Raw genomic sequence first — 24156 nt, forward strand, 5'->3', positions numbered from 1 at the left:
CACGCCGGAGCGCCGCCGCCCCCGCTGCGCCCGGCATCCGCACCCGCGGTTGAAGGCCGCGGCGGAGCGACCGTCGTCCTGGCCCGGTTCCCACGCCCTGGGGAGCCTGTCCCGCTTTCTCAGCCGCCGACAGACGGTGCCATCTGCCAGGTGATGACCGGGCCCGCGCCGAGGAACTGGGAGGGCTGGGACATCAGCGGCACGAGCAGCCGCTGCAGGTGCGGGACCAGCACCCGTTGGCCCGCGCGGCTGGACTCGACGCCGTCCCAGAGGTTCAGCACGAATCGCCGCCCCTCACCGAGGTCGACGCCGATGCTCCCCTCCGCTCCGGGCTGGGCGGCGTGCAACTGGTCGAACTCCTCCAGGCGGTCGGCCGCGGCGGCGAGCTTCTCGGGGTCGTAGGTGTTGACCCGCAGGATTGCGTACATCGCTGTCTCCTCTCCTGATCGGTCGGCGGGTCAGGCCGGCAGCAGGTCGGGCTCCGCCGATCCCGAAGGTGCGGTGCGGACGTCGAGCACGGAGCCGAGCACGTCGGCGAGCTGCCCCACGACCTCCGGGTCCACCGGCTCGGCCAGGCGCCGGTGCGCCCCGGCGACGGACAGCCCGGCCGGCAGAACCTGGGCACCGATCCGGTGGAGCACCGTGCGCAGGTGGTCGGCGGCCCGGACGGCGCCGAATCGACTGGGCGACGCCGACAGGACCAGCACCGGCTTGCGCTGCAGCACCGACTCCCCGTGCGGGCGGGAGAGCCAGTCGACGGCATTGCCGAGTACGCCCGGCACCGTGCCGTTGTACTCGGGCGTCACGAACACCACCACGTCCGCGACAGCCACGGCACCTCGCAGGGCGGTCACGGCCGAGGGGATGCCCGTCGCCTCCACGTCGGCGTCGTAGAACGGCAGAGCTGCCAGGTCGCTGACGACGGTCACCTGATCGTCGGGACGGACGTCGCGGACGAGCCGCGCCAGCCGCGTGTTGAACGAACCCCGTCGGGTCGAGCCCGAGATCACCAGCAGTTCCATGTCCGCCTCCTCGATCTATGCGTGAGCATACATCAGAACCATGCTTCCGCATAGATATTCCGGTAGACTCTGCCCGTGCGGACGGACGAGTCAGACCGGGAACCGGTGTTCGTCTCGCTGCCCTCGGGCATCGCCTTCCCGTCGAAGACCTACGCCCGCGCCTTCCTGGGCCTGATCCGGGCCGGTGAGCAGCTCGACCGGCTCCTGGACGCAGACCTGCGGGCAGCGCACGGGATCGGTCTGCGGGGCTACGAGGTGCTGCTCCACCTGGCCGCTTTCGCACAGGACCGCCACACGACGATGACGACCCTGACCCGCCAGACGCCCTTGAGTCAGAGCCGGCTCTCGCGGCTGGTGGCCGAGCTCGAGACGCGCGGTCTGGTGCGGCGGACCGGCGACGAGCGGGACTCCCGGGTCGTGGTCGTGTCCCTCACCGACGAGGGGTTGCAGGTGCTGCGGCAGGCGCAGCCCACCCATCACCGGGGCCTGGAGGAGCGGTTGTTCTCGCGACTCACGCACGACGAGCTGGTCCTGCTCGGCGACCTCACGTCCCGCGTCCTGGCCGACGAGCGCCCCATCGGCTGACGGGGCCACCGGTCGACTTCCCGGTCAACCGACCGGCGTCCGTCCGGCCGCCCTCCCCTCTGGAAGCGACCCGACGGTCGACACACCGGCGAGGGGAGGTGCCCGCGATCCTTGTGGAGCGCTGACCGGTGCTCCACAGTGCTGCCGACCGAGTGGACACGAGAACCGGGAGCCGGCATGACCATGGGAAGCGTCCGGGCCCAGAGCCCCCGGACCGGCGTCCTGGAACGCGTCGCGGCACTGGCGGGCGCCGCCTCCATCGTCGTCGCCTACGCGGGCGTCTCGCTGGGCGACCTGGGCGGCAAGGGCATCGACCCCACCATGGCCCCCGAGGCGATCGTCCGAGGAATCCAGGAGCACGCCGGCGCGCTGCGCGCGGGAGCGGCGTTGATCTCCCTGGGCGCCGTGCTCGCCGCCGTCTTCGCCGGCCCGCTCTGGCGCCGGTTGCGGGGGGCCTCCGACTGGGTCGCCGTCATCGGGGCGGCGGGGGCCGTCCTGGCCGCCGCCCAGTGGCTCTCCTTCGCCGCCGACGGCATCGGTCTCGCCACGGCGGCAGACCTCGATGACGGCGTCACGGCGCAGGTGCTCCTGACCACCGGCTGGGAGAGCGCACGGATCGCCGCCGTGCCGTCGCTGGTCATGGTCACCGCGGCGGTGATCGCCGGCTTCGGCTACGGGCTCTTCCCCCGCTGGTTCCGCTGGTTCAGCGTGGCGATGCTGGTGCCCCTGGTCGTCGCCCTCACTCCCGTCGGGCCGTCAGGGTTGCTGGGCTTCCTCTTCGGCGGGCTGTGGGTTCTGGTGGCCTCCCTCCTCATCGCGAGCCTCATCGCGAGCGAGGCGCCCGCCCGCTAGGAGGTCTGCCGTAGCAGGCGGACGCCGAGCACGGCCCAGCAGAACCCCAGCGCCACGATCGGCACCTCCAGGGCGCGCTCACCGGCGAGCGCCGACAGCGCTCCCCCGGCTGCGACCGCCGGAACGGTCACCACCGCCAGCACGAGCGGCAGCACGTCGCCCCGCTGCCGACGCAGCTCCACCCCCACCCTGGTCAGCCCGGCGAGGACCGCGAGGTGCGCGACGGCCATCCCGGTCCCGGTGACGGCCGTGGGCACGGACGTCACCTCCCCGACGACGACGGGAAGGGCAGCCGCCACCCCCAGCGCGCCCGCGGCGGAGCCCAGGGTCCGTCCCCGGGACGGCGGCAGCTGCCGCGCCAGGCCCCACACCGCCATCGCCATGAGCAGCGGCGCCACCTCGAACAGCACCGGCGGCTGCCAGCCGGTCACGAGCACGGCAGCGCCCTTGCCGATCCAGCAGGCCCCGGCCACCAGCCCGCACAGTCCACCGGCGGTCGCGGCGCGGAGCCGTCCGCGATCCGCCGCCCGTTCGGCGGACACGCCCGTGCCGGCGGTCACGATGCGCCTCGTCCCGTCCGGTCCGACGGTGCGTGCAGCGGGGACGTCCTCGGCGACGCGGTCGCCAGGGACACGTTCTGCGCCCTCCTCCACTGCAGGAGCCACCAGGAGCCGGCGACCGCCCACACCAGACCGAGCGGCACGTTCAGCAGGACCCGGTCGTCCTGGGCGTTGAACGGCACGGACACCAGGGCGGCCACGGCCAGCGCCGGCCCCAGCCAGGACGGGTCCGACCTCCGCCACAACAGGCCCATGCCGACGAGGAAGGACCCGGTCACCGGAGCCAGCCGCCCGAGCGAGTCCGTGTCGTGCAGCCACCACAGCGGAGAGTCCCCGTCGATCGCCGCGTTGACCACCAGGCCCAGGACCAGGAGCGCGGCGCCCGCCCAGAGCAGGAGCGCTCCGGTCCGCGTGAGACCCCGGCCCCGCTGCCGGTCCCCGCGTCCCAGCGTCGTGGCCGCCACGGCCAGCAGGACGACGGCCAGCAGGAACACCGGCGCCAGGTCCTCGCTCGGCCGGCTCGACGCCCCGGCGACGAAGCACGCATCGCGCACGCACCCCGTCGGCCTGCCGGCGAGGACCAGCGCATGGACCGTCCACACCGCGCCGCCCAGCAGTGCTGCTGTCGCGACTGACACCCTGGTCAACGGTTCGATCCCCTCACTCCTCGGGTCGCTGTCGACCCGGGAGTGTGGCCGATCACGGCCATCACGGCCAGGGCCTGCTCAGGTGAACACCCGGCGCAGCAGCAGGGTCGCCGTCGTCCCCCGGCCCGTCGCGGCACCCGCCCGGAGCCCCTCCCGGTAGCCGGTCGCGTACCAGAGCGGCGCATTCACCTCGAGACCGATCGGCGGTGTTCCCGAGGGCCCCCACAGCATTCGGGCGAACTCGGCGGGAGTCCGGCCGAGACAGCGGTCGGGCCGTCCCGACGTGGCCCCCGGGGACTCGAACGCGGCGGCGAACAGACCGTCGGCGCGGCCCAGTTCGAGCGCCTCCTGCAACAGCTGCCCGTACGTCGGTGCGCTGCCACCGGCCATGACGATCACCTCCCGGGAGGGCGGTCCGGCCGGCGCCGGACCGTTCGTCACCGGAGAGAGGCTCGACAGCCGCGTCGGGAGACACCAGTGTGCCGTCGGGACGCGGAAACGTGACCGGACGGAGACGCACCGGGGATCGACGCGGCGGAACGATCTCTGCCAGGGTCGGCGCAGGAGCGCCATACGCAGTGCTCGACGGGGAGAGGACGCCGGATGACGGTGCCGCTGGACGAGTCGACAGCCCGGGAATGGCTGGCCATCGCGCTGGAGGAGGCCCGCGCCGGGCTCGCCGAGGGGGGCATCCCGATCGGGGCCGCGCTCATCGGCCCGGACGGCACGGTGCTCGGCCGCGGGCGCAACCGACGGGTGCAGGACGACGACCCCTCCGTGCACGGGGAGACCGACGCCTTCCGCAACGCCGGCCGCCAGCGCACCTACCGCGGCACCACGATGGTCACCACCCTCTCGCCCTGCTGGTACTGCAGCGGCCTCGTCCGCCAGTTCGGCATCTCCCGCCTGGTCATCGGCGAGGCGCGCACCTTCCACGGCGGGCACGACTGGCTGGCCGAGAACGGCGTCGAGGTGCTGGTGCTCGACGACGCCGAGGGGGTGCGGCTGATGGAGCAGTTCATCGCCGCCCACCCCGAGATCTGGAACGAGGACATCGGCGAGGACGACGAGACCGCGGAGGCGGGCAGATGAGCAGCACCAGCAGTCGTCAGGACGTTCCGCTCACGCCGGCCGACGTCGATCCGGACTACCCGATCGACCCGGTTCCGCCGCACGCCCGGCAGTCGCTGTTCTCCGTGGCGATCGTGCTCCTGGGCTTCACCTTCTTCACCCCCACCATGCTGGCCGGCGCGCAGATCGGCGCGGCCTTCGACGTCACGACGCTGCTGTGGGTGCTGCTCCTGGGCAGCGCCGTCCTCGGCGTGTACGTCGCGATCATCGGCGGCATCGGGGCCATCACCGGGCTCACCACGGTGATGATGTGCCGCTACGCGCTGGGCACGCGCGGCGCGAAGCTGGCCTCGGTGCTGCTGGGCGGCACGCAGATCGGCTGGTACGGCGTCACCGTCGCCACCCTCGCCGGCCTCACCGCCGGCGCGCTGGACTGGTCCGGCCGGGGCACCGAGATCGCGCTCATGGTCGCCGGCGGCGCCGTCATGGGCGTCACCGCCTACTACGGCTACAAGGGCATGTACGCGCTCTCGGTCGTCTCCGTGCCGCTGCTGCTCGTGCTGGCCGGCTGGGTCACCTGGCGCTCGCTGGAGGAGGTCGGCGGGTGGAGCGGCCTGACCGCCATCGAGCCCACCGAGACGATGCCGATCGCCGTCGCGGTGACGATCGTGGTCGGCACCTTCGCCTCCGGCGGCACGCAGGCGCCGAACTGGACCCGCTTCTCCCGCACCCCCTCGACCGGCTTCTGGGCCTGCGTCGTGGCCTTCCTCGTCGGCGAGCTGCTCATGCTCGGCTTCGGTGCCATCGGCGCCCTGGCCTTCGGCGAGGGCGACTTCGTCCTCGTCCTCTACCAGCTGGGCCTGGTCGGCTGGGGCCTGGTCTTCCTCGTCGCCAACCTCTGGACCACCAACGACAACACCGCCTACAACTTCGGCGTCGCCGGCGCCGAGATCGCGAACTCGCGGTCGAAGAAGCCGTTCGTCATCGGCGGGGTGATCCTCGGGACCCTGCTCGCGATCACCGGTATCTACGACAACCTCATCGAGTACCTGGTGTGGCTGGGCATCCTCATCCCGCCGCTGGGCGGCGTCGTCATCGGCGACTTCCTGGCCCGCTGGCGCGGCGGCATGCCGGGGACGTCGGCGCTGCCGGCCGTCGAGTGGCGCAACCTGGCCGTCTACGTGGTCGCGTCCGTCGCCGCCTGGTGGAGCAGCGAGGCCGGGTGGTCCATCCCGCCGGTGGTCGGCGTCGTGGTCGCCGTCGCCGGGGTGCTCGCGCTGCAGTGGGGACGGCGTCCCGCCGCGGTCGCCTCCTGAGGACGGGTCAGGCCAGCTCGACGACGGCCTTCACGAGCGCGTCGCCGTCGAGCAGGACCCGGTCGTTGTGGTCGGCGCCGGGCACCTCGACCAGCCGGTGCAGCCGGGCCGCGGCCTCCGCCACCGCGCGGCTCTGGCCGGGCGGCACGATGGAGTCGGCGCTGCCGTAGACCACCGTCGTCGGCACGTCGACGCGCGCCACCCGCTCGGCCACCGGGAACCGGTCGCGCAGCAGCGCCCGCGCCGGCACCAGTGGGTAGTGGACGCGCGCGACCGAGGCGAGGTCGACGAACGGCGAGCGCAGCACCAGCCCGGCCGGCGGGTGCTCGGTCGCCAGCTCGGTCACGACGGCGGCACCCAGGCTCTCGCCGAAGTAGACCAGGCGATCGGGCGGCACCGCCGCCTCGGAGACCAGGAACTCGCGCGCGGCGCGCACGTCCAGCGCCAGGCCGGCCTCGGTGGGGCTGCCGGGGTTGCCGGCGTAGCCGCGGTAGTCGAAGAGCAGTACCGCCAGACCTGCCTCGTTCACCGCGCGGGCGAGCGGTGCCCGGAGCCCGCGGTGCCCGGCGTTGCCGTTGGCCACCAGGACCGCGGGCGCCTCCGGCCCGGGGCCGGGGAGGAACCACGCGGCGAGCTCGAGGCCGTCGCCGGTCCGGAGGACGACGTCCCGCGCCCCCGGGAGCACCGAGCCCGCCGGCTGGTGGGGGGCCCCGCCGGGCAGGTAGATCAGCGACCGCTGGAACGCCCACAGCAGCCCGGTCACAGCGGCGAGCAGCAGGACGGCGACTCCGGCGCTGACGGCCACCGCACGCACCACATGACGAGTCCTTCCCCGGGAACGGGCGCACATGCTGGCACCCCGAGATCGAGATCTGGAGCACCCCGGAGAACGGGCCGTCAGGCGGGATCAGACGTCGGGCCGGGTCATCCGGAACGTCCGGTCCAGCACCGAGTACTCGTCGTAGCCGAGCCGGCCGATCAACTGCATCGCGACGGTGTCGACGCGGCCCTCCCGGACGAACCGGTCGTCGATGTGGATGCCGACGACCTCACCGAAGATCATGTGGAACCGGTGCAGGCCGTGGCGGTGGACGACCTGCCGGCTGTCGACCACCAGGCACTCGAGGGCGGCCGGCGCCCCGACCACGCGCGGAGGGCCGACCCGCCGCGACGGCGCCAGCTGGAGCCCCGCGTGCTCCGCCTCGCTCTGATCGGGGGGCAGCCGCAGGGAGGTGGTGTTCATGGCCTCGCGCATGTTCCAGGAGACGAGGTTGCAGACGAACTCACCCAGCACGGTGGCGTTCTCGTGCGAGTCCTTCCGTTCCCCGTCCGGTCCGCCGGGCCCGCTCGACGCCGGCGTCTCCACCTCCGTGCTGAACATGACCACATCGGGCCGGTCAGCCACCGCCTGGAAGAAGCTGAACGGGGCGAGGTTGACGACACCGGTCCGCGTGAGGCTCGAGATCCAGCCTATCGGCCGGGGGGCGACCAGTGCCTTGAACGGGTTCCAGGGCAACCCCGGATCCCCGTCGCCGCCGACGCGCCGCTCGCTGTCGTAGTACATCCCGGTCCTCACCGTCGTGGTCGGAGACAGGCGACGTGCCCCGCTGCGCCTGCTGCAGGGGATCGCAGGAGCTGCTACGACGCCCAGCGCTCGAACACCGCCGTCAGGCCCTGTCCCCCGCCGATGCACATCGTCTCCAGGCCGTACCGGGCCTCGCGCCGGTCCATCTCCCGAGCCAGCGTGGCGAGGATCCGGCCCCCGGTGGCGCCCACCGGGTGCCCGAGCGAGATGCCCGAGCCGTGGACGTTGAGCCGCTCGAAGTCGCCCTCGCCGAAGCCCCACTCGCGGGTCACCGCCAGCGCCTGCGCGGCGAAGGCCTCGTTGAGCTCGATGAGGTCCATGTCCGCGAGCCGCAGCCCGGCTCGGTCGAGCGCGCTCGTGGTGGACGGCACCGGGCCGATGCCCATGGTTCGCGGAGGCACACCGGCCGCGGCCCAGGAGACCAGCCGCACGAGCGGGCGCAGCCCCAGCCGCTCGGCTTCCTCGGGAGTCGTGACGATGCACGCCGAGGCGCCGTCGTTCTGGCCGCTGGCGTTGCCGGCGGTCACGGTGGCCTCCGGGTCGACGGACTGCCTGATGGGCCGGAGCCGCCCCAGGCTCGCCATGGAGGCGTCGGCACGGGGGTGCTCGTCGGTGCCCACGACCTGCTTGCCCTTCCGGGTCCGCACGGTCACCGGGATGATCTCCTCGGCGAACACGCCGGCCTCCTGCGCCTGGACGGCGCGCTGGTGCGAGAGGACGGCGAGGCGGTCCTGCTCCTCGCGCGGGATGGCGTACTCGCGGCGGAGGTTCTCCGCGGTCTCCAGCATGCCGCCCGGAACGGGGTAGTCCTTCCCGCCGGCGGTGACCCGACCACGGGCCAGCGCGTCGTGCATCGCCGACGCCTCGCCACGCGCCCCCCACCGCATGTCGGTCGAGTAGTAGACGGCACCGCTCATGCTCTCCGCGCCCCCGGCGACGACGACGTCCCGGGCGCCGGTCTGCACCTGCATCGCCGCGTCGATCACCGCCTGCAGGCCCGAACCGCACCGCCGGTCGATCTGGTAGCCCGTGACCTCGACGGGCAGTCCGGCGTCGAGCGCCACCAAGCGTCCCAGGGCCGGCGCCTCGCTGGTCGGGTACACGTTGCCGAAGATCACCTCCTGGACCCGCTCCGGCGCCAGACCGGTCCGCTCGAGCAGGCCGCGGACCACCGTCGACCCGAGGTCGTGGACCGGAACATCCCGGAACACGCCGCCGTACCGCCCCACGGGCGTCCGGACCGGTTCACAGATCACTGCCTCGCGCATGTTTCCCTCTCTTCGCCCCCCGCGGGCGCGGGAATCGGTCGGATCCCGCCGTTCATGCGGTCATCCGGTTCTCGAGCCGGATGACCCCCTCGTCGTGCAGCCGGCCGAGATCGGCATCGGTGAGTCCGAGGAGCGAGGACAGGACCTCCGCCGTGTCCGCTCCCAGCCGAGGCGCTGCCTGCGGCGGCAGGCCACCGCCCGACCAGCGCAGCGGCGAGCCGGCGGCCAGCATCCGCCCGATGCCGGGCTGGTCGACGTGCCGCACGACCTCGTCCTCGTCCGAGGCGAACCGGGCCGCGGCCTGGCGCATGGTGCGGTAAGGGCTCCACAGCACGCGGGCGACGTCGAGCTGGTCGGCCAGCTCGTCCAGCGTGCGGGCGGCGAACCACGGGCGCAGCACCGCGACGATCGTCTCGCGCAGCCGGTAGCGCTCCGACTCGCTGTCCAGGTCGGCGTCCAGAGCGACCTCCAGCGCCCGGAACACCTCCTCGGTGGCGGTCACGCGGCACAGAGCGCGCCACTGCTTCTCGGTGAGCGCGACCACCATGAGCCGTTGGCCGTCGGCCGTGGCGAAGTCGGTGCCGAAGCTGCCGTAGACGTGATTGCCCAGTCGCGGCCGGTCCCGGCCGGTCAGCTCCGCGTCCGCCAGCCAGCCCAGGTTGGCCACCCCGGCCAGCGCCACGTCGGCGAGCGCGATCTCCAGGTGGGCGCCGCGGCCGGTGACCGACCGCTCGTGCACGGCGGACAGGAGCCCGACCGCCGCCGTCGCCCCGGTGAGCAGATCCCACGCGGGCAGCACGTGGTTCACCGGCGCCTCCATCGACTCCGGCCCGGTCAGTTGGGGCACGCCCACCTCGGCATTCACCGTGTAGTCGACGGCCGGACGTCCGTCCCGGTGCCCCTGCACACGGACGTGGACCAGGTCGGGACGTCGAGCCGAGAGCACCTCGTAGGACAGCCACCGCTGGCCCACGGCGTTGTCGAGGAAGATCCCGCTGCCCGCGGTCGCCAGTGCGGTCACCAGCTCCCGCCCGGCTGCCGAGCGGACGTCCACGGTCACCGAGCGCTTGCCCTTGTTCAGGGACGCCCAGTAGAGGCTCGCCCCGTTGGCTGCCACGGGCCAGCGGAGGTGGTCGTTGCCCCCGCCCAGGGGGTCGATGCGGACCACCTCGGCACCGAGCTGGGCCAGTCCCATGCCCGCGGACGGGCCGGCGACGAACGAGGCGAACTCGACGACGCACAGATCGCCCAGTGGCCGGCGGGCGGCCGGGTCGGAGCCGGTCATCGGGTGCTCCTCCTGCGGGTCGGCGCCGTCACCGGAAGCGGGGCGGTCGCTTGTCGAGGAACGCCTGCCGTCCTTCAGCGACGTCGGGACTGTGGCCGTTGAGCGCCACGTGCACGTACTCGTCGTCCAGGAAGGCGTCCAGCGACGAGGTCGGGGCCCGGTTGAGCAGCCCCTTGGTCAGTCGGACCGCGTCCGCGGGCCCCGCCGCCAGACGAGCGGCCAGCGCCAGCGCCTGGTTCCCGGCCTGACCCGGCTCCGCCAGCCGGGTGACCAGGCCCAACTCGTGCGCCCTCGGCGCCGGCAACCGCTCACCGAGCAGCAGCAGCTCCGCCGCCCGCTGGTGGCCCAGGTGCCGGGGCAGCGACCAGGCCAGGCCGGCGTCAGCGACGAGGCCACGCTCGTTGAAGGGGGCGGCGAAGAACGCCTCCCGGCTGGCGACGACCAGGTCGCAGGCGAGCACCAGCCCCCACGCGGCCCCGACGGCGAACCCCTCGACCGCCGCCACGACCGGCACGCGGCACCGCGTGAGCGCCCGGACGGCGCGGTGGGCGACCCGCACCCGGGCCGCCGGTGCGGCGACCCCGCCGTCCGCCCCCTGCCCCATGGACGAGACGTCGCCGCCGGCGGAGAACCAGCGGTCGCCGCCGGTGAGCACCACCGCGCGCACGTCGTCGCGATCGCACTCCTCCACCGCGCGCCCCAGCGCCTCCCAGGCCGCCCAGTCCAGCGCGTTGCGCACCTCCGGCCGGTCGAGGGTCACGACGGCGACCCCGCCGTCGACGCGGGTGCGCACACCGGTCACCGGGCGCTCCGTGGCCGCTGCTCGAACCGTCTTCCGGCGACGTCCTCGGCGATGACGTTGCGCAGGATCTCCGACGTGCCACCGCCCAGGGCCATGCCGCGGACGTCCCGGAAGTACCGCTCCACGGGCACGTCGCGGGTGTAGCCCCGGTGGCCGTGCAGCTGGATCGCCTCGTTGGTCACGTACTGCGCCGTCTCGTTCGCGACGAGCTTGGCCATCGCCGTGTCCCGCAGCACGGGGAAGCCGTCCTCCGACGACATCGCCGCACGCCACAGCAGCAGCCGGGCGCTCTCGAGCCGGACCGCCATGTCGGCGAGCTTCCACTGCAGGCCCTGGAATTCCACGATCGGACGGCCGAACTGCTCCCGCTGTGCGGTGTACGCGATGGAGTCCTCCAGGGCGGCGCGCGCCACCCCGATGCACATCGCCGCGTTGCCGCAACGCTCGGGATTGAACTGGCGCAGCAGGAGCCTTGCGCCGGCGCTCGACTCCGAGTCCGGCGGGATCACCACCTGGTCGTCGTCGATCTCGACGTCCTCGAAGCGGAGGGTGGCCTCCGCGACGCCGCGGCTGCCCATCTTCGGCGACGTGTCGACGACGTCGAAACCCGGCTGACCGCGCTGCACCACGACGGCACCGATGCCGCGGGAGCCCGACGTGCCGGCCGCACGGCAGAAGACGAGCAGGGTGTCGGCCCGGTCGCCGCCGGTGATGTAGCACTTGGTCCCGTTCAGCCGCAGCACGCCGTCGGCCCCACGGGCGAGCTGAGTGGTGAGCTCGGTCCCGCTGGATCCGGCGCCGGGCTCGGTCATGGCGATGGCGAAGTACCGCTCGCCGCGGGCCACCTCGGGCAGCAGCCGGGCACGCTGCTCGTCGGTGCCGAGGACGGCGATGGCACGCGGTGGACCGTTGAAGAACATCTGCGCCACGATCGCGGTCGCCATGCACCCGGCCGCGATCTCCTCGAGCACCAGGCAGGCCTCGAAGACGCCCTTTCCGCGCCCCCCGTGCTCGACCGGCACCGTGAGATCCAGCAGGCCCGAGGAGCGGAGCACGTCGAACGAGGCCTCCGGGAAGGTCTCCTCCTCGTCCCAGCGCCGGGCCATGGGCCGGACGGCCTGGCCCACCCTGCGGGCCTGCTCCTGCAGCTCGCGCTGCTCGTCGTCGAGGTCGAAGCCGATCACATGAACCGCCCGCCGGTGACCTCGAGGACCGTGCCCGTCAGGTAGCTGGACAGGTCGCTGGCCAGGAAGAGAACGACCTTGGCGACCTCCTCGGGCTCCCCTGCGCGCCCCATCGGGATCTCCGACATCTTCTGGTCCCACACGTCCTGCCGAAGCGCCTCGGTCATCGCTGTCCGGATCAGGCCGGGCTGCACGGCGTTGACCCGCACCCCGCGGTGGGCCAGTTCCTTGGCGGTCGCCTTCGTCAGCCCGACCATCCCGGCCTTGGCGGCGCTGTAGTTGGCCTGGCCGATCATCCCGACCTTGCCCGAGATCGAGGAGATGTTGACGATCGCCCCCCTGCCCTGCTCCCGCATGACGGCCGCGGCGGCCTGGCTCATCAGGAACGCACCCTTGAGGTGCACGTCCAGGACGGCGTCCCAGTCCGCCATGGTCAGCTTGCGCAGCGTCGCGTCCCGCGTGATGCCGGCGTTGTTGACGACCACGTCGACGGACCCCAGGTCCTGGCAGGCGGCCACCGCTGCACGGGCGTCGTCCGGGTCGCGGACGTCGCAGCGCACCGCCGCGCCGCCCTGCGGCAGTCCGTCGACCACGGCCTGCGCGGTCCGCTCGTCGAGATCGGCGACGACCACCCGGGCTCCGTGTTCGGCGAGCATCAGAGCGGTGGCCCGGCCGATGCCCTGTGCGCCGCCCGTGACGATCGCGTTGCGCCCCTCGAGCAGCTTCATGCCGCCACCTCCGGCGACATCTTGATCATCATCCCCAGGTCGCCTGTCTGGACGACCTCGTCCCGCTGGTTGAGCAGCGTGAAGCGACGTCCCACGATCCCGCGGTCGCCGGCGCTGGTGACCCGCTTGGAGACGATCTCCATCTCCCCGCGCAGCGTGTCGCCCACGAAGATCGGCTTCCGGAAGGCCCACCGCTCGATGTCGAGCATCGCCAGCGCCGACTCGGAGAACCACCCGGCGCGTTCCATGAGCCCGGTCAGCATCGAGAGGCCGAACAGCCCGTGGACGACGCGCTGGCCGTAGAAGGTGTCCCGGGCGAACTCCGCATCGCTGTGGATGGCGGCCCAGTCACCCGACACCATGGAGAAGGTGACCAGATCCGTCTCGGTCACCGTCCGGGCCGGCGTGCGGAACACCTGACCGACCTCGAGGTCGTCGTAGAACAGGCTCACTGGGGATCCTTCCCTCTCATCGGGTCGCGGACGTGCCGAAGATGGCGGTCACCTGGCTGGACAGGACGCCGCCGTTGCCGTGGACGAGGGCCACGTCGCCGGGCACCTGCCGCTCCCCCGCCTCGCCGCGGAGCTGCCGCACCGCCTCGACGAGCGCGAAGATCCCGTACATGCCCGGATGGCAGTAGGAGAGGCCCCCGCCGTTGGTGTTCACGGGGAGCCGGCCGCCCGGCGCGATGGCGCCGGAGGCGACGAACTCGCCGCCCTCCCCCTTCGCGCAGAAGCCGAGGTCCTCCAGGAAGAGGACGGGGTTGATGGTGAAGGCGTCGTAGAGCTCGATCAGGTCGACGTCCGTCGGCGACAGACCGGCCTGGTCGTAGGCCCGGCGACCTGAGTCCACGGCAGCGGTGACCGTGAGGTCGGGCATGTGGGTGATGTTCCGGTGCCACTGCGCCTCGCCGTACCCGAGCAGGTACACCGGCGGCCGGCGCAGGTCCGCGGCGCGCTCCGCCGACGTGACGATCAGGGCGCCGCCCCCGTCGGTGACCAGGCAGCAGTCGCGCACGGTCAGCGGCGAGGACACCATCCTCGACGAGAGCACGTCGTCCACCGTCAGCGGATCACGCGCGAACGCCGCCGGGTTCAACTGCGCCCACTGACGGGCCGCCACTGCGACGGCGGCCAGCTGCTCACGGGTGGTCCCGTACTCGTGCATGTGCCGGGCGGCGGCCAGTGCGTACGACGTCACCGGATACCGCGGCCGGTACGGGCGCTCGTGCGGGGATGCCTCCGACTGCGAGACCAGCCGGCCTGAGTCCGACCGCTGCGTGCTGCCGTAGACGACCAGCGCGACATCGCACAGTCCCGCGTCGATGGCGGCGGCCGCGTGCCCGACGTGGGCCACGGACGAGCTGCCGCCCAGTGCCGTGGTGTCGGTGTAGCGCGGCCGTACCCCGAGGTACTCGCCGACGTTCAACGCCGGCAGCTGGTAGTACGCGGAGGCGGTGAACAGCCCGTCGACGTCGGACATGGCCAGCCCCGCGTCGTCCAAGGCCGCCCGGGTGGACCTGGCCACCAGGTCCAGAGGCGTGCTCCCGGGCACCGCCACGCCGACGCCGTCCTCCCCGACACCGACGACCGCGGTGCGGCCCCGCAGCTCGCTCATCCGGCACCCTCGAGGACGGCGACGAGCCGCGGCTCACCCGCGGGGTCGTCCGCCGGCTGGGGGACCAACTGCACCCTCGAACCGAGCGGTGCGCTGGTCCCCGCCACCGCGCTCATGACCCGGAAACCCTCGTCCAGGTCGACGAGGACGACGGTGTAGGGATCCTCGTCGCGCGGGGTCAGCGTGCTGGCGGAGTAGACGGTCCCCGCGCCCTCGCTCGGCTGCCAGTCCAGCGCGTCGGCACTGCACACCGAGCAGAGCACCCGGGGCGGGAAGACCGCCGCGGTGCACTGCCCGCACCGCTGGTAGACCAACCGGCCCTCGCGCAGCGCCTCCAGGTAACGACGGGTCGGGCCGACGTCTTCGGTCGCGGCCGGGTCAGCCACCGGCCACCTCCAGGATGGAGCGGCCGCTCCCGCGCCCGGCCTCCATGTCCTCGTGCACCTCACGTGCACCGGCGAGCGGGACGATCTCGGTCACCTCGGCGGTGAGCTTCCCGCTCGCCACGGCGTCGAGCAGCGCGGTCATCTCCCCGGTCGTGCAGGACTTCGTCCCGAGCAGCGCGACCTCCTTGAGGATCAGGTACGCGGGCGGGATCGAGACCTCCTTGCCCTCGACGTTGCCCACGACGACGACCCGGCCACCGGGCCGGACGGCGTGCAGCGACTCGCGGAGGGTGGGCGCGCCGACGACGTCCGCCACCAGGTCGACCTGCCGGCCGAGCCGGCTGCGCAGTTCCCGCGCGAAGGTGCGCGTCGGGGACACCAGGACGTGGTCCGCGCCGGCCTCCTCGACCGACCGGGCCTTCTCCTCGCTCGACACGATGCCGACGACCGTCGCGCCGAGCATGCGGGCGATCCGGACGGCGTGGACGCCCACCCCGCCGCTGGCACCGGTGATCGCGACGGTCTCACCGGACTGCAGCGCGCCGCGGGTGGCGATCGCGTGGTAGGCGGTGCCCAGGGTGCAGGTGGCGATGGCGGCCTCGGGCAGCGAAACGGCGTCGGGCAGCGGCACGGTCACCCGGGCGTCCACGGCCACGAACTGGGCGTAACCCCCGTCGCGGTCCTCCCCCAGGAACTGCGGCCGGGTCCGGGTGCAGAGCGCGTCGTTGCCCTCCTGGCAGCTCGGACAGCCGCCGCAGCCGGTGTAGATCATGGTCATGACACGGTCGCCGACGGCGAAGCCGTCCGCCGCCGGGCCCATCTCGACCACCCGGCCGCTCACCTGGTGCCCGAGCGTCAGTGGCAGCGAGATGGAGGGGAACGCACCCGCGCGGGTGAGCAGGTCGTGCCGGCAGATGCCGCAGTAGGCGACCTCGATCAGCAGCTGACCCGGCTCCGGCGTCGGGACGGGGACCTGTTCCTCGGCCAGCACGTCGGGGCCCCCGAACTGGTGCATGCGGATGGCGCGCATCAGCGTCACTGCGATACCTCCTCGTCGAGCACGGCAGCCGCGGTCTCCCGCAGGCGCACGCGCTGGATCTTGTCGCCGTTGGCGCTGCGGGTGGTCGGGAACTCGTCCACGACGAGCACTCGCCGAGGCACCTTGAACCGGGCCAACTCGGCCCGGCAGGAGGCGAGCAGCTCGTCCTCGACGAGGTCGCGGGACCCGTCGGCGAGGACGAAGGCGACCGCGACGTCGCCCTCCGGACGGCGCACCCCGACCACCTGCGCCGTCCCGACGCCGGGCAGCGTCTCCAGGTAGGACTCGATCTCCCCCGGCGCCACCAGGTAGCCGCCCAGTCGCAGGGCGTCGCCCATGCGGGCGAGGTAGACCATGTCCCGTCCCGGCTGCAGCCGGCCGAGATCCCCGGTCCGGAAGTAGCCGTCATCGGTGCGGCTGGCGGCGGTGGCGTCGGGCTGGTGCAGGTAACCGACGCTCACGTTGGGCCCGGCGATCTCGATCTCGCCCTCGCCCTGCCCCTCGGCGACCAGCTCCCCGGTGGCGGTGTCGCGGATCCGCACGGAGATGTCCGGGTTCACCGGGACGCCGCCGCCGAGACTGCGCCGCGCGACGTCCGCACCGGGCGGCGGATACGACATCAGGGCCTGCACCTCGCTGGACCCGTAGGTCTGGAAGAAGGTCATCCCCCGCGCCTCGGCCGCGCTGACGAGGGCCTGCGGGTCGCCGCCGAAGCTCGCGAACGCGGCCTCGCGCAGAGAGCCGATGCGGGCGGGAGGATCCCCCGCCGCCAGGATCCGGCGCAGCATCTCGTCGGCTCCGGTGGTGTGCGTGACCCCATGGCGCTCGATGAGCCCCGCGGCCTCCACGCCGTCGAACACCGCCTGGACGACGAGTGGGCGGCCGGCCGCCATGGTCGCGATCAGCGTGTTGAACCCGAAGACCCCGCAGAACGGCAGCATGCCGAGCACCACGGCGTCAGGCGACCGGTACCCGAAGGCGTCCGCCACCGCGTGCGCGTGGCCGACCAGTGCTTGCTGGACATGACCGACGAGCTTGGGAGCCGACGTGGTGCCCGAGGACGAGAACGCGTTGGACAACAAGTCCGGCGCGGCTGACGACTCCTCGTGCCGCTCGGGCCCGAACAGCTCCGCGTACGGCCGGGTCAGGCCCCGGAGCCCCGGCGGGACGCGGTCGGGTTCGACAGGGTCGCCGACCAGGAGCACGTGCCGCAGTGAGTCGGGGGGGTCCTCCGCGAGGTGGCCGAGCATGCCCAGGAAGTCGATCCCGTGGAACGAGGGCCAGAGCACCAGGACGTTCGCCCGGCCCTGGGTCAGCAACTGACGCACGTCGTGCGAGCGGAGCTTGGTGTTCACGCTCAGCACGAGAGCTCCCAGGCGCCCGGCCGCGAACTCCAGCTCGACCCACGCGGTGGTGTTGGGCAGCCAGATGGCGACCACGTCGCCACGCCGCACACCGAGCCGGGCCAGCCCGGCCGCCAGCCGCCGTGACCTGTCGTCGAGCTCGGCGAAGGACGTCTGGAGGTCGCCGTCGACGAGGCAGGTGGCGTCCCCGTGCTCGGCGGCGAGCCACTCCAGCATGGCGGGGAGAGTCATCTCGTGCGGGATCGCGCCCGCACCGTTCGTCGACGCGGCCGTCACAGCAACTGCCAGATGTGGTCCGCGGTCACCTCGGCCACGGGTTCGTCCAACTGGACGAGGCCCTGGTTGATGACGACTACCCGCCGGGCCACCTGCAGCACCTTCTCGATGTTCTGCTCCACGAGGATCACCGTGATGCCGAACTCCGTGTTGACCTGCGTCGCGACCTCCATGACCCGCGCGACGAGGTTCGGCTGCAACCCGACGGACGGCTCGTCGAGCATCAGCAGGCGCGGGCTGGACATGAGCGCGATCGAGATGGCGACCATCTGCCGCTGGCCGCCGCTCATCGTGCCGACCAGCTGCCCCCGCCGCTCGCGCAGGATCGGGAAGAGCTCGTAGATCTCGTCCAGTCCGATCCGGCCGTCGGTGCGGGCCCCGAAGGCCAGGTTGTCGGCGACGGACAGGTTCTCGAAGTAGCCGCGCTGCTGCGGGACCAGGCTCACCCCCTTGCGCACGATCTGCGGCGTCGGGGAGCGGGTGATGTCGTCCCCGCTGAACCGGACCTGACCGCGGCGCACCGGCACGAGACCGAGGACGGTGCGCAGCAGCGTGCTCTTGCCCGCACCGTTGTGGCCGAGGACGGCGACGAACTCGCCCTCCGCCACGTCCAGGGTGATCCCGCGCAGGACCGGCTGGCCGGCGACTTCGGCGTGGACCCCGTCGAGACGCAGCAACGCCGGTGTGGACGACGGTCGCGCGGCCGGGGCCACGCCGCTGTCAGGCACCGAAGTAGACATTGCGCAGCTCCTCGTTCTCCATCAGCCGGCCGGGGGTGTCGATCGCCAGCACCTCGCCGGTGCTGAGGAACACCGCCCGGTCGCACAGCTCTCGCACCAGCAGCATGTTGTGCTCGACGAGCAGGACGGTGCGGCCCTCGGCGATGAGCCGCCGCAGCACCGTCCGGAACTCGTCCAGGGACCCTTCGTCCAGGCCGGAGGTCGGCTCGTCTAGCAGGAGCAGATCGGCACCCGTGGCGAGCAGCCGGGCGATGGAGACGAGCTTCTGCTCCCCGTAGGACAGGCCACCCGCGAGCTCGTGGTGGACCGACACCGGCATGCCCACGTAGTCCAGGCACTCGGCCGCCCGTCGGAGGTTCTCCTTCTCGCTCCGGACGGCGTGCCGCGGGCGGGTGAAGACGTTGCGCAACCGCTCGCCCGGCTGACCCTGCACGCCGACCACGACGTTCTCCAGGACGGTGAGCCTGGGCAGCAGGCGCACGTCCTGGAAGGACCGGGCGATCCCTCGGCCGATCCGGGCCTGGGGAGTGAGCCCGGTGATCTCCATGTCGCGGTACCTGATGGCCCCGGCGTCGGCCCGGATGGTCCCGGAGATCATGTTGAACAACGTCGTCTTGCCGGCGCCGTTCGGGCCGACGAGCCCGGTGACTTGGGCCTCCGGGACCTCGAACGTGGCGTTCTTGACCGCCTGCAGGCCGCCGAAGCTCTTCGAGACGTTCTCTACCTCAAGCAGCATGGACCGTCGCCCCCTTCGCGGCGTCGCCGACGTCGCCTCTCGCCGCGGCCGGGCGCCGCGACCCGCCCAGCAGGCCTTGGGGCCGCACGAACATCAGCAGGATGAGCAGCAGGCCGAAGAAGACCTGCTCGAGCGGGCCGGCCGCCGAACTGGCGATGTCGAGCTGCCGCAGGCCCTGCGGGATGAGGACGATGACCGCGGCTCCGATCACCGAGCCCAGCACCGAGGTCATGCCGCCCAGGACCACCATCGTGATGACCGACACGGACGTGGCCACCTCGAAGGTGCCGGGGCTGAGGTACAGGAGGTACTGGGCGTAGAGGACGCCCGCCAGCCCGGCGAAAGCGCCTGACAGGACGGTGATCGAGACCTTGGCGAAGCGGACCGGCTTGCCCAGCGTGGCGGCGACGACCTCGTCGTCCCGGACCACGTGCAGCATCCGTCCGTACGGCGAGCGGACGATCCACAGGGAGACGGCGACGACGAGCACCGCCACGCCCACCGCGAGCCCGAGGAAGGCGGTGCTGTCGCCGAAGTCGAGCGGCCCCATGGTGGGCCGCTGGATCCCGGGTATTCCCCCGGTGCCACCGGTGACCGACGTCCAGTTCTCGAACACACTGGCGGCCACGACCTGTAGTGCGAAGGACGCCACCAGGAAGTAGTCGCCGGACACCCGGAGCGACGGGATGGCCATCACCGCGCCGGCCAGCGCGGCGGCCAGCAGCGCCACGATCAGCGCCGGACCGGGCCCCCAGCCGAACTGGACGGTCAGCACCGCGTAGGTGTAGGCCCCGACGCCGAACAGCGCGGCGTGCGCCATCGAGAAGATGCCGGTGTGGCCCACGAGCAGGCTCAGCGACACGGACAGGATCGCGTAGATCGCGATGAGCGTCGCGACGGAGAGGATGTATTCGCTCATGCCGAGGCCCGAGCCCTCCGGAGGTTGATCTTGGCCAGCCCCTCCGGGCTCACCGTGATGAGGACCAGGAAGAGGACGAAGATCGCTGCGAGCGTCCACTCCGCGCCCATGACCAGGAGCAGGATGTTCTCCAGCAGTCCCAGGAGCATCGCGGCGACGAACGCTCCGGTGATGCTGCCGATCCCGCCGATGATGACCGCCATGACCGAGACGATGAAGAACGTCTCGCCGAGCCCCGGCTGCATCCCCGTGTCGGCCGCGACGTAGACCCCGGCGACCGCGGCGAGCAGCGACCCCAGCGCGTAGACCACGACCAGGACCACCTGCGGCTTGCGGCCGACGATCTGGACGAACTCCGGATTGCCGGAGAACGCCTGGACGAGCTTGCCCATCCGCGTCCTGGCGAGGAGGGTGACCAGCCCGCCGAAGAGCACGAAGGCGACCACGATGAGCGCCACCTGGCCGGCGATCAGCGACCATCGCCCGATGTCGACCGTGGTCGAGAACCAGCCGCCCGCGTCGAGGCGGGCCGGCCGGGCCCCGAGCCCCACCGTGAAGATGTTGTCGATCACGATCAGCGCGCCGAGGGAGACCAGGAACAGGACGAACCCTGCGCCGCCTCGCCGTTCCAGCGGCCGGTAGAGGAACACCACGAGCAGCACACCCAGCACCACGGACAGCAGCACCGCGGCGGCGATGGCCGACCCTACGGGGAGCAGGTCGGCCAGGAAGTAGGCGAAGTAGCCGCCCGCGGCGAAGACCGCGGCGTGTGCGATGTGGAAGTGCCGGGTCGCCGCGAAGATCAGCGCGAAGCCGACCGCCACGAGCGCGTACAGGCTGCCAGCGACGAGCCCGTTGAGCAGCAACTGGACGAAGAGGTCCATGCGAATCCTTCGGTGATGAGTGCGGCGACCCGGCCGGCCGTTGCCCGGTTACTCGACGGGCGTGACGGCGCCACCCCGGATGACGGCGAGATCGATCGGGCGGCTGGCCGTGCCCTCCTCGAAGGTCAGCTCCGAGCCGTACACGGAGTCGAACGTCTCGATCTCCCGGATGGCGTCGGCCAGCGCAGCACCGCTCACCGTCTCGGCACCGGAGTCGCAGACGTGCTCGAAGGCCTCGGCGAAGATCTTGACGCCGTCGTAGTAGTTGCCGATGAAGGCGCTCGTCGGGGCCTCGCCGTACTTCTGCTGGTACTCCTGCTGGAACTCCTCGCTCGGCTCGAACGGGATGGTGGTCAGCCGCAGGCCCTCGGCCGCCGGGTTCTCCAGCACGGCCGGGATCGCCACCCAGGAGGTGTTGGCCAGCGGGACGTCCCAGCCGATCTCGCGAACCTGGTTGATGATGTTGGCCGAGTCCTGGCCGAAGGCGCCGAGGAGCAGGACCTCGGGATCGGTCGAGCGCAGCTTCGTCAGCTGGGAGCGGAAGTCCGTCCCGCCGAACTCGCCGCTCTCGACCCCGGTGATCTCACCGCCCAGCTCGGTGAAGGCCTCCTCGAAGTTCTCGCGGGCCGCCTCTCCACCGTCGTCGCTGGTGTAGATGATCGCCGCACTCTGGACGCCGTCCTCGTAGAGCTTCTCGGCCAGGGCCACGCTCTCGTTCCGGAGGAGCGGGATGGTGTTGAACAGGAAGGGGCCCTGCTCGCCGAGGGCGTCGCTCTGCGCGCCCCCGTTGATGAGGACGACCTCCTCGTTGGCCGCGATCGGCGCGAGCGCGAGCGTCTGGCTGGAGAAGGAGCTCAGCACGTACTGGATGCCGTCGGAGACCATGCCCTGGAAGGCCACCACGGCGGGCTCCGGGAGCGCGCGGGTGTCCTCGACCTGCAGCCGGATCTGGGTCCGCCCACCGATCCCGCCGTCGGCGTTGATGTGCTCGACGGCCATCTCGGTGCCGTTGGCGAACCACTCGCCGTAGGCCGCCTGGGGACCGCTCTGGGCCCAGAGGCCACCGATGGTCACCTCGTCGGCGTCGCAGGCGTAGCCCTCCCCGGTCCCACCGCCGCCCGCCGCCGACCCTCCACCGGATCCGCTGCTCGTCCCGCAACCGGTCATGACGACCGCGGCCGTGGCAGTGGCCACCGTGGCGACCAGTCGGTTCCTCGTCTGCACCCGCATGTGCTTCTCCGTCCTGGATCGGTGTCCCGGCTCTCGACCGGTCGGCGAGCGACGTCACCGCACGAACGATCGTTCGTTCCGCCGGAACGTACGAGTGAGGGCAGTCACACGTCAAGGGGTCCTCGCAGGTTCTCCCACGACGACTCAGCACCCCTTGACGAGGCGGAGCCCGGACGCTTTCCTGGGGTGAACGATCGTTCGTACGCGTCCCGGCGTCCGTCTCGGCAGGCACGCGACCGGGGCGCCCCACACCCTCGCCGCCCGGCAACGCCGGGCGACGCACTTCCAGGGGAGAGGTTGCACATGAGCGTGGAGGCGCAGCAGCGCGACAGCTCAGGCGCGCCGCCATCGGGCCCGCACTTCGAGGACTTCTCGGTCGGTCAGCGCATCGCCACGGCGGCGCGCCGGCCTCTGGAGCCGGACGGCTCCGGCACGGCAACGGCCACGGCCGGCGCGACCACCTTCCTCGGGCTCGTCACGGACGGTGGCCTGCTTCCCGCCTCGTTGCTGCGTGTGCTGGAGACCCGGTGGCAGAACTTCGCCCCCGTGCCGACCGACGGACCCGTCGAAGCCACGTTCACGGTGATCGGCTGCCGGCGGGTCCTCGCCGAGCATGCGGGCTCGGTGCAGTGGCACGCGCAGGTGCGTGACCGACAGGGGCGCACGGTCCAGGAGGGGAGCATCGAGGTCCTCCTGCCCGCGCGGTCGGGAGCCGACGGGGCGGCCGACCCGACGGAGCGTGCCTTCTGCAGCCGTCCCTGGGGGGAAGCCCTGGCCCGACGACTGGCCGACGACGAGGCATTCCGGTCGGCGACGGCGACCTGGGACGGGACCATCGGCCTGCGTGCCGGGACGGACCAGGTCCAGCTGCGCGTCTACCGGGGACGCGTCATCGAGGTCGCCGGACGCACCCCCCTCGGGGCGACCTTCACGCTCGAGGCCCCCGGGCAGGTCTGGACGGACTTGATGACCGGGCCGTCCAACGATTTCTTCCGGCGGGCCATGAGCGGGGATTCGTTCACCGTGACCGGCAACGCCTACGAGTACCTGCGGATGTCCAAGGCGCTGATGGCGCTCATCGACGCCGCTCGCGCACTGGCCACAGGAACCCGAGCATGATCCAGGCCGGCTACCTCACCGTCCGAGGCGCCCTGGCCTACGTCGAGCAGAGCGGAAGCGGTCGCCCGGTTCTCTGCCTGCACACCGCCGGCCAGAGCGGAGTGCAGTGGCGGCAGACGACGGAACGACTCGCTGGGCTCGGCTACCGGGTGATCGTGCCCGACCTTCCCGGCCACGGACGGTCGGAACCGGCCACCGGGGGCCCGGTACGCGACCTGGGGGACTACGCCCAGTGGTGCCTCGAGCTGCTGGAGCTCCTCGACGTGCACGAGCCGTTCGTCGTGGGCTGCTCGATCGGCGGCAAGATCGCACTGGACGTCGGTGTACGGGCTGGCGAAGGGCTGGCCGGAGTCGTCGCCATGGCGGCCGACGCCCGGAACAGCCGGACGAGCGTGTCGGGTCTGCGGCGCGAACTGGAGGATGCCGCCGCGCCCAGCCGGAGCGACCGCACGTACTTCGGCACCCTCGCCGTCGTCGGACGCAGCGTGCCGCCGGAGCGCGCCGAGCTCATCGCGACGATGCATCGGCGCGAGGACCCCCTGGTGTCCACCTCCGACCTGCTCGGCTGGGCGACGCACGACCTGCGCGCGTCGGTGCACCGGATCGCCTGCCCGACGCACCTCGTCGTCGGTGACGACGATCTGTGGCTCGATGTGGCCGACGTGGTGTGGACTGCACAGCAGATCCCGCACGGCGCAGTGACCGTGCTGGAGGGCATCGGGCACTACCCGATGGAGGAGATCGAGGACTTCGCGGACCTCCTCCACGGCTGGCTGGTGGAGCTCGCTGTCGGCCGGACCGCCACATCGGGGCATGGCAGCACGCGCGCAGAGGAGTGAGCAGGATGGCACGGCGCGGCACGCGCGGGATCTTGATCTTCAGGCACGACAGGCCGGCGCGATGAGGCGGGCCGGCCGGTCACCGCGGCACCTCCGCGGCGG

At 72.3% G+C, this 24156-nt stretch carries 28 protein-coding genes; 6 read left to right on the forward strand and 22 right to left on the reverse strand.

The window, feature by feature from the left end:
- Positions 1 to 119: 119 nt before the first annotated feature.
- Both ACFSHS_RS03975 and ACFSHS_RS03980 read right to left on the reverse strand, forming a co-directional pair.
- Positions 120 to 428: a hypothetical protein gene (locus ACFSHS_RS03975; RefSeq protein ID WP_376872031.1), complete on the reverse strand. Its 309-nt coding sequence runs from the start codon at positions 426 to 428 to the stop codon at positions 120 to 122.
- A gap of 30 nt (positions 429 to 458) precedes the next feature.
- Positions 459 to 1022, reverse strand: coding sequence for an NADPH-dependent FMN reductase (locus ACFSHS_RS03980; RefSeq protein ID WP_376872034.1), 564 nt, complete (start codon positions 1020 to 1022; stop codon positions 459 to 461).
- Between the two features lie 75 nt (positions 1023 to 1097).
- On the opposite strand from ACFSHS_RS03980, the gene ACFSHS_RS03985 reads away from it, so the two are divergent.
- Together ACFSHS_RS03985 and ACFSHS_RS03990 are read left to right on the forward strand one after the other, a co-directional pair.
- Positions 1098 to 1607: a MarR family winged helix-turn-helix transcriptional regulator gene (locus ACFSHS_RS03985; RefSeq protein WP_376872037.1), complete on the forward strand. Its 510-nt coding sequence runs from the start codon at positions 1098 to 1100 to the stop codon at positions 1605 to 1607.
- 177 nt (positions 1608 to 1784) lie between these two features.
- Positions 1785 to 2459: a hypothetical protein gene (locus ACFSHS_RS03990; RefSeq protein ID WP_376872040.1), complete on the forward strand. Its 675-nt coding sequence runs from the start codon at positions 1785 to 1787 to the stop codon at positions 2457 to 2459.
- On the opposite strand, the gene ACFSHS_RS03995 is transcribed toward ACFSHS_RS03990, so the two are convergent.
- The 3 genes from ACFSHS_RS03995 to ACFSHS_RS04005 all read right to left on the reverse strand — a co-directional run bounded on the left by ACFSHS_RS03995 (position 2456) and on the right by ACFSHS_RS04005 (position 4107).
- On the reverse strand, positions 2456 to 3019 hold the full coding sequence (locus tag ACFSHS_RS03995; protein WP_376872043.1) for a hypothetical protein: 564 nt from the start codon (positions 3017 to 3019) through the stop codon (positions 2456 to 2458). The genes ACFSHS_RS03990 and ACFSHS_RS03995 overlap by 4 nt on opposite strands.
- Positions 3016 to 3666, reverse strand: coding sequence for a hypothetical protein (locus ACFSHS_RS04000; protein WP_376872046.1), 651 nt, complete (start codon positions 3664 to 3666; stop codon positions 3016 to 3018). The genes ACFSHS_RS03995 and ACFSHS_RS04000 overlap by 4 nt, the downstream gene beginning before the upstream one ends.
- A gap of 78 nt (positions 3667 to 3744) precedes the next feature.
- Positions 3745 to 4107 (reverse strand): hypothetical protein, encoded by a 363-nt coding sequence (locus ACFSHS_RS04005; RefSeq protein WP_376872049.1) that lies wholly within the window; start codon positions 4105 to 4107, stop codon positions 3745 to 3747.
- 162 nt (positions 4108 to 4269) lie between these two features.
- On the opposite strand from ACFSHS_RS04005, the gene ACFSHS_RS04010 reads away from it, so the two are divergent.
- Both ACFSHS_RS04010 and codB read left to right on the forward strand, forming a co-directional pair.
- Positions 4270 to 4758, forward strand: coding sequence for a nucleoside deaminase (locus tag ACFSHS_RS04010; protein ID WP_376872052.1), 489 nt, complete (start codon positions 4270 to 4272; stop codon positions 4756 to 4758).
- Complete coding sequence (gene codB, locus ACFSHS_RS04015; RefSeq protein ID WP_376872055.1) at positions 4755 to 6053, forward strand: cytosine permease; 1299 nt, start codon at positions 4755 to 4757, stop codon at positions 6051 to 6053. Before ACFSHS_RS04010 ends, codB begins: the two co-directional genes overlap by 4 nt.
- A 7-nt stretch (positions 6054 to 6060) precedes the next feature.
- Here the strand turns inward: codB and ACFSHS_RS04020 are convergent, their stop codons facing one another.
- From ACFSHS_RS04020 to ACFSHS_RS04100, 17 genes are all read right to left on the reverse strand, one after another.
- Positions 6061 to 6870 carry an alpha/beta hydrolase gene (locus ACFSHS_RS04020; RefSeq protein WP_376872057.1) on the reverse strand — a complete coding sequence of 270 codons (810 nt, stop codon included), beginning with the start codon at positions 6868 to 6870 and terminating at the stop codon, positions 6061 to 6063.
- A gap of 90 nt (positions 6871 to 6960) precedes the next feature.
- Positions 6961 to 7617 carry a flavin reductase family protein gene (locus ACFSHS_RS04025; protein ID WP_376872060.1) on the reverse strand — a complete coding sequence of 219 codons (657 nt, stop codon included), beginning with the start codon at positions 7615 to 7617 and terminating at the stop codon, positions 6961 to 6963.
- A 74-nt stretch (positions 7618 to 7691) separates the two neighbouring features.
- Positions 7692 to 8906 carry an acetyl-CoA C-acetyltransferase gene (locus ACFSHS_RS04030; protein ID WP_376872063.1) on the reverse strand — a complete coding sequence of 405 codons (1215 nt, stop codon included), beginning with the start codon at positions 8904 to 8906 and terminating at the stop codon, positions 7692 to 7694.
- Positions 8907 to 8958: 52 nt separating this feature from the next.
- Positions 8959 to 10191, reverse strand: a complete 1233-nt coding sequence (locus tag ACFSHS_RS04035; protein ID WP_376872066.1) for a CoA transferase — start codon at positions 10189 to 10191, stop codon at positions 8959 to 8961.
- Positions 10192 to 10219: 28 nt separating this feature from the next.
- Complete coding sequence (locus ACFSHS_RS04040) at positions 10220 to 10993, reverse strand: enoyl-CoA hydratase/isomerase family protein (protein ID WP_376872069.1); 774 nt, start codon at positions 10991 to 10993, stop codon at positions 10220 to 10222.
- Positions 10990 to 12177, reverse strand: a complete 1188-nt coding sequence (locus ACFSHS_RS04045; protein WP_376872072.1) for an acyl-CoA dehydrogenase family protein — start codon at positions 12175 to 12177, stop codon at positions 10990 to 10992. Before ACFSHS_RS04045 ends, ACFSHS_RS04040 begins: the two co-directional genes overlap by 4 nt.
- Complete coding sequence (gene fabG, locus ACFSHS_RS04050; protein WP_376872075.1) at positions 12174 to 12905, reverse strand: 3-oxoacyl-ACP reductase FabG; 732 nt, start codon at positions 12903 to 12905, stop codon at positions 12174 to 12176. Before fabG ends, ACFSHS_RS04045 begins: the two co-directional genes overlap by 4 nt.
- Entirely contained in the window at positions 12902 to 13357 is a 456-nt protein-coding gene (locus tag ACFSHS_RS04055; protein ID WP_376872078.1) for a MaoC/PaaZ C-terminal domain-containing protein, read from the reverse strand. The genes fabG and ACFSHS_RS04055 overlap by 4 nt, the downstream gene beginning before the upstream one ends.
- A gap of 16 nt (positions 13358 to 13373) precedes the next feature.
- Entirely contained in the window at positions 13374 to 14522 is a 1149-nt protein-coding gene (locus tag ACFSHS_RS04060; RefSeq protein WP_376872081.1) for an acetyl-CoA acetyltransferase, read from the reverse strand.
- Entirely contained in the window at positions 14519 to 14908 is a 390-nt protein-coding gene (locus ACFSHS_RS04065) for a Zn-ribbon domain-containing OB-fold protein (protein ID WP_376872084.1), read from the reverse strand. Before ACFSHS_RS04065 ends, ACFSHS_RS04060 begins: the two co-directional genes overlap by 4 nt.
- Positions 14901 to 15938, reverse strand: coding sequence for an alcohol dehydrogenase catalytic domain-containing protein (locus ACFSHS_RS04070; RefSeq protein ID WP_376872238.1), 1038 nt, complete (start codon positions 15936 to 15938; stop codon positions 14901 to 14903). Before ACFSHS_RS04070 ends, ACFSHS_RS04065 begins: the two co-directional genes overlap by 8 nt.
- A gap of 5 nt (positions 15939 to 15943) precedes the next feature.
- Positions 15944 to 17542 (reverse strand): AMP-binding protein, encoded by a 1599-nt coding sequence (locus tag ACFSHS_RS04075; protein WP_376872087.1) that lies wholly within the window; start codon positions 17540 to 17542, stop codon positions 15944 to 15946.
- A gap of 41 nt (positions 17543 to 17583) precedes the next feature.
- Positions 17584 to 18327: an ABC transporter ATP-binding protein gene (locus ACFSHS_RS04080; RefSeq protein ID WP_376872090.1), complete on the reverse strand. Its 744-nt coding sequence runs from the start codon at positions 18325 to 18327 to the stop codon at positions 17584 to 17586.
- On the reverse strand, positions 18308 to 19063 hold the full coding sequence (locus tag ACFSHS_RS04085) for an ABC transporter ATP-binding protein (RefSeq protein WP_376872093.1): 756 nt from the start codon (positions 19061 to 19063) through the stop codon (positions 18308 to 18310). Before ACFSHS_RS04085 ends, ACFSHS_RS04080 begins: the two co-directional genes overlap by 20 nt.
- On the reverse strand, positions 19053 to 19982 hold the full coding sequence (locus ACFSHS_RS04090; protein WP_376872096.1) for a branched-chain amino acid ABC transporter permease: 930 nt from the start codon (positions 19980 to 19982) through the stop codon (positions 19053 to 19055). Before ACFSHS_RS04090 ends, ACFSHS_RS04085 begins: the two co-directional genes overlap by 11 nt.
- The gene (locus ACFSHS_RS04095; protein ID WP_376872099.1) at positions 19979 to 20866 is read right to left on the reverse strand and encodes a branched-chain amino acid ABC transporter permease; all 888 of its coding nucleotides are present in this window, start codon (positions 20864 to 20866) and stop codon (positions 19979 to 19981) included. The genes ACFSHS_RS04090 and ACFSHS_RS04095 overlap by 4 nt, the downstream gene beginning before the upstream one ends.
- Before the next feature lie 48 nt (positions 20867 to 20914).
- Complete coding sequence (locus ACFSHS_RS04100) at positions 20915 to 22096, reverse strand: ABC transporter substrate-binding protein (RefSeq protein ID WP_376872102.1); 1182 nt, start codon at positions 22094 to 22096, stop codon at positions 20915 to 20917.
- Positions 22097 to 22399: 303 nt separating this feature from the next.
- On the opposite strand from ACFSHS_RS04100, the gene ACFSHS_RS04105 reads away from it, so the two are divergent.
- A complete protein-coding gene (locus ACFSHS_RS04105; RefSeq protein ID WP_376872104.1) occupies positions 22400 to 23215 on the forward strand; it encodes a hypothetical protein in 816 nt (271 codons plus the stop codon).
- Positions 23212 to 24054 carry an alpha/beta fold hydrolase gene (locus tag ACFSHS_RS04110; RefSeq protein WP_376872106.1) on the forward strand — a complete coding sequence of 281 codons (843 nt, stop codon included), beginning with the start codon at positions 23212 to 23214 and terminating at the stop codon, positions 24052 to 24054. Before ACFSHS_RS04105 ends, ACFSHS_RS04110 begins: the two co-directional genes overlap by 4 nt.
- Positions 24055 to 24156: the final 102 nt, after the last annotated feature.

This window comes from Blastococcus deserti (assembly GCF_042682525.1).
In the GTDB taxonomy this organism is placed as follows: Bacteria; Actinomycetota; Actinomycetes; order Mycobacteriales; family Geodermatophilaceae; genus Blastococcus_B; species Blastococcus_B deserti.

Coding starts and splice junctions, on each gene's coding strand:
- ACFSHS_RS04100 (WP_376872102.1), bottom strand. CDS start 22,096: ATGCGGGTGCAGACGAGGAACCGACTGGTCGCCACGGTGGCCACTGCC.
- ACFSHS_RS04070 (WP_376872238.1), bottom strand. CDS start 15,938: ATGCGCGCCATCCGCATGCACCAGTTCGGGGGCCCCGACGTGCTGGCC.
- ACFSHS_RS04110 (WP_376872106.1), top strand. CDS start 23,212: ATGATCCAGGCCGGCTACCTCACCGTCCGAGGCGCCCTGGCCTACGTC.
- ACFSHS_RS04035 (WP_376872066.1), bottom strand. CDS start 10,191: ATGACCGGCTCCGACCCGGCCGCCCGCCGGCCACTGGGCGATCTGTGC.
- codB (WP_376872055.1), top strand. CDS start 4,755: ATGAGCAGCACCAGCAGTCGTCAGGACGTTCCGCTCACGCCGGCCGAC.
- fabG (WP_376872075.1), bottom strand. CDS start 12,905: ATGAAGCTGCTCGAGGGGCGCAACGCGATCGTCACGGGCGGCGCACAG.
- ACFSHS_RS04075 (WP_376872087.1), bottom strand. CDS start 17,542: ATGACTCTCCCCGCCATGCTGGAGTGGCTCGCCGCCGAGCACGGGGAC.
- ACFSHS_RS04090 (WP_376872096.1), bottom strand. CDS start 19,982: ATGAGCGAATACATCCTCTCCGTCGCGACGCTCATCGCGATCTACGCG.
- ACFSHS_RS03975 (WP_376872031.1), bottom strand. CDS start 428: ATGTACGCAATCCTGCGGGTCAACACCTACGACCCCGAGAAGCTCGCC.
- ACFSHS_RS04105 (WP_376872104.1), top strand. CDS start 22,400: ATGAGCGTGGAGGCGCAGCAGCGCGACAGCTCAGGCGCGCCGCCATCG.
- ACFSHS_RS04080 (WP_376872090.1), bottom strand. CDS start 18,327: ATGTCTACTTCGGTGCCTGACAGCGGCGTGGCCCCGGCCGCGCGACCG.
- ACFSHS_RS04025 (WP_376872060.1), bottom strand. CDS start 7,617: ATGTACTACGACAGCGAGCGGCGCGTCGGCGGCGACGGGGATCCGGGG.
- ACFSHS_RS03990 (WP_376872040.1), top strand. CDS start 1,785: ATGACCATGGGAAGCGTCCGGGCCCAGAGCCCCCGGACCGGCGTCCTG.
- ACFSHS_RS04095 (WP_376872099.1), bottom strand. CDS start 20,866: ATGGACCTCTTCGTCCAGTTGCTGCTCAACGGGCTCGTCGCTGGCAGC.
- ACFSHS_RS04010 (WP_376872052.1), top strand. CDS start 4,270: ATGACGGTGCCGCTGGACGAGTCGACAGCCCGGGAATGGCTGGCCATC.
- ACFSHS_RS04060 (WP_376872081.1), bottom strand. CDS start 14,522: ATGAGCGAGCTGCGGGGCCGCACCGCGGTCGTCGGTGTCGGGGAGGAC.
- ACFSHS_RS04030 (WP_376872063.1), bottom strand. CDS start 8,906: ATGCGCGAGGCAGTGATCTGTGAACCGGTCCGGACGCCCGTGGGGCGG.
- ACFSHS_RS04085 (WP_376872093.1), bottom strand. CDS start 19,063: ATGCTGCTTGAGGTAGAGAACGTCTCGAAGAGCTTCGGCGGCCTGCAG.
- ACFSHS_RS03980 (WP_376872034.1), bottom strand. CDS start 1,022: ATGGAACTGCTGGTGATCTCGGGCTCGACCCGACGGGGTTCGTTCAAC.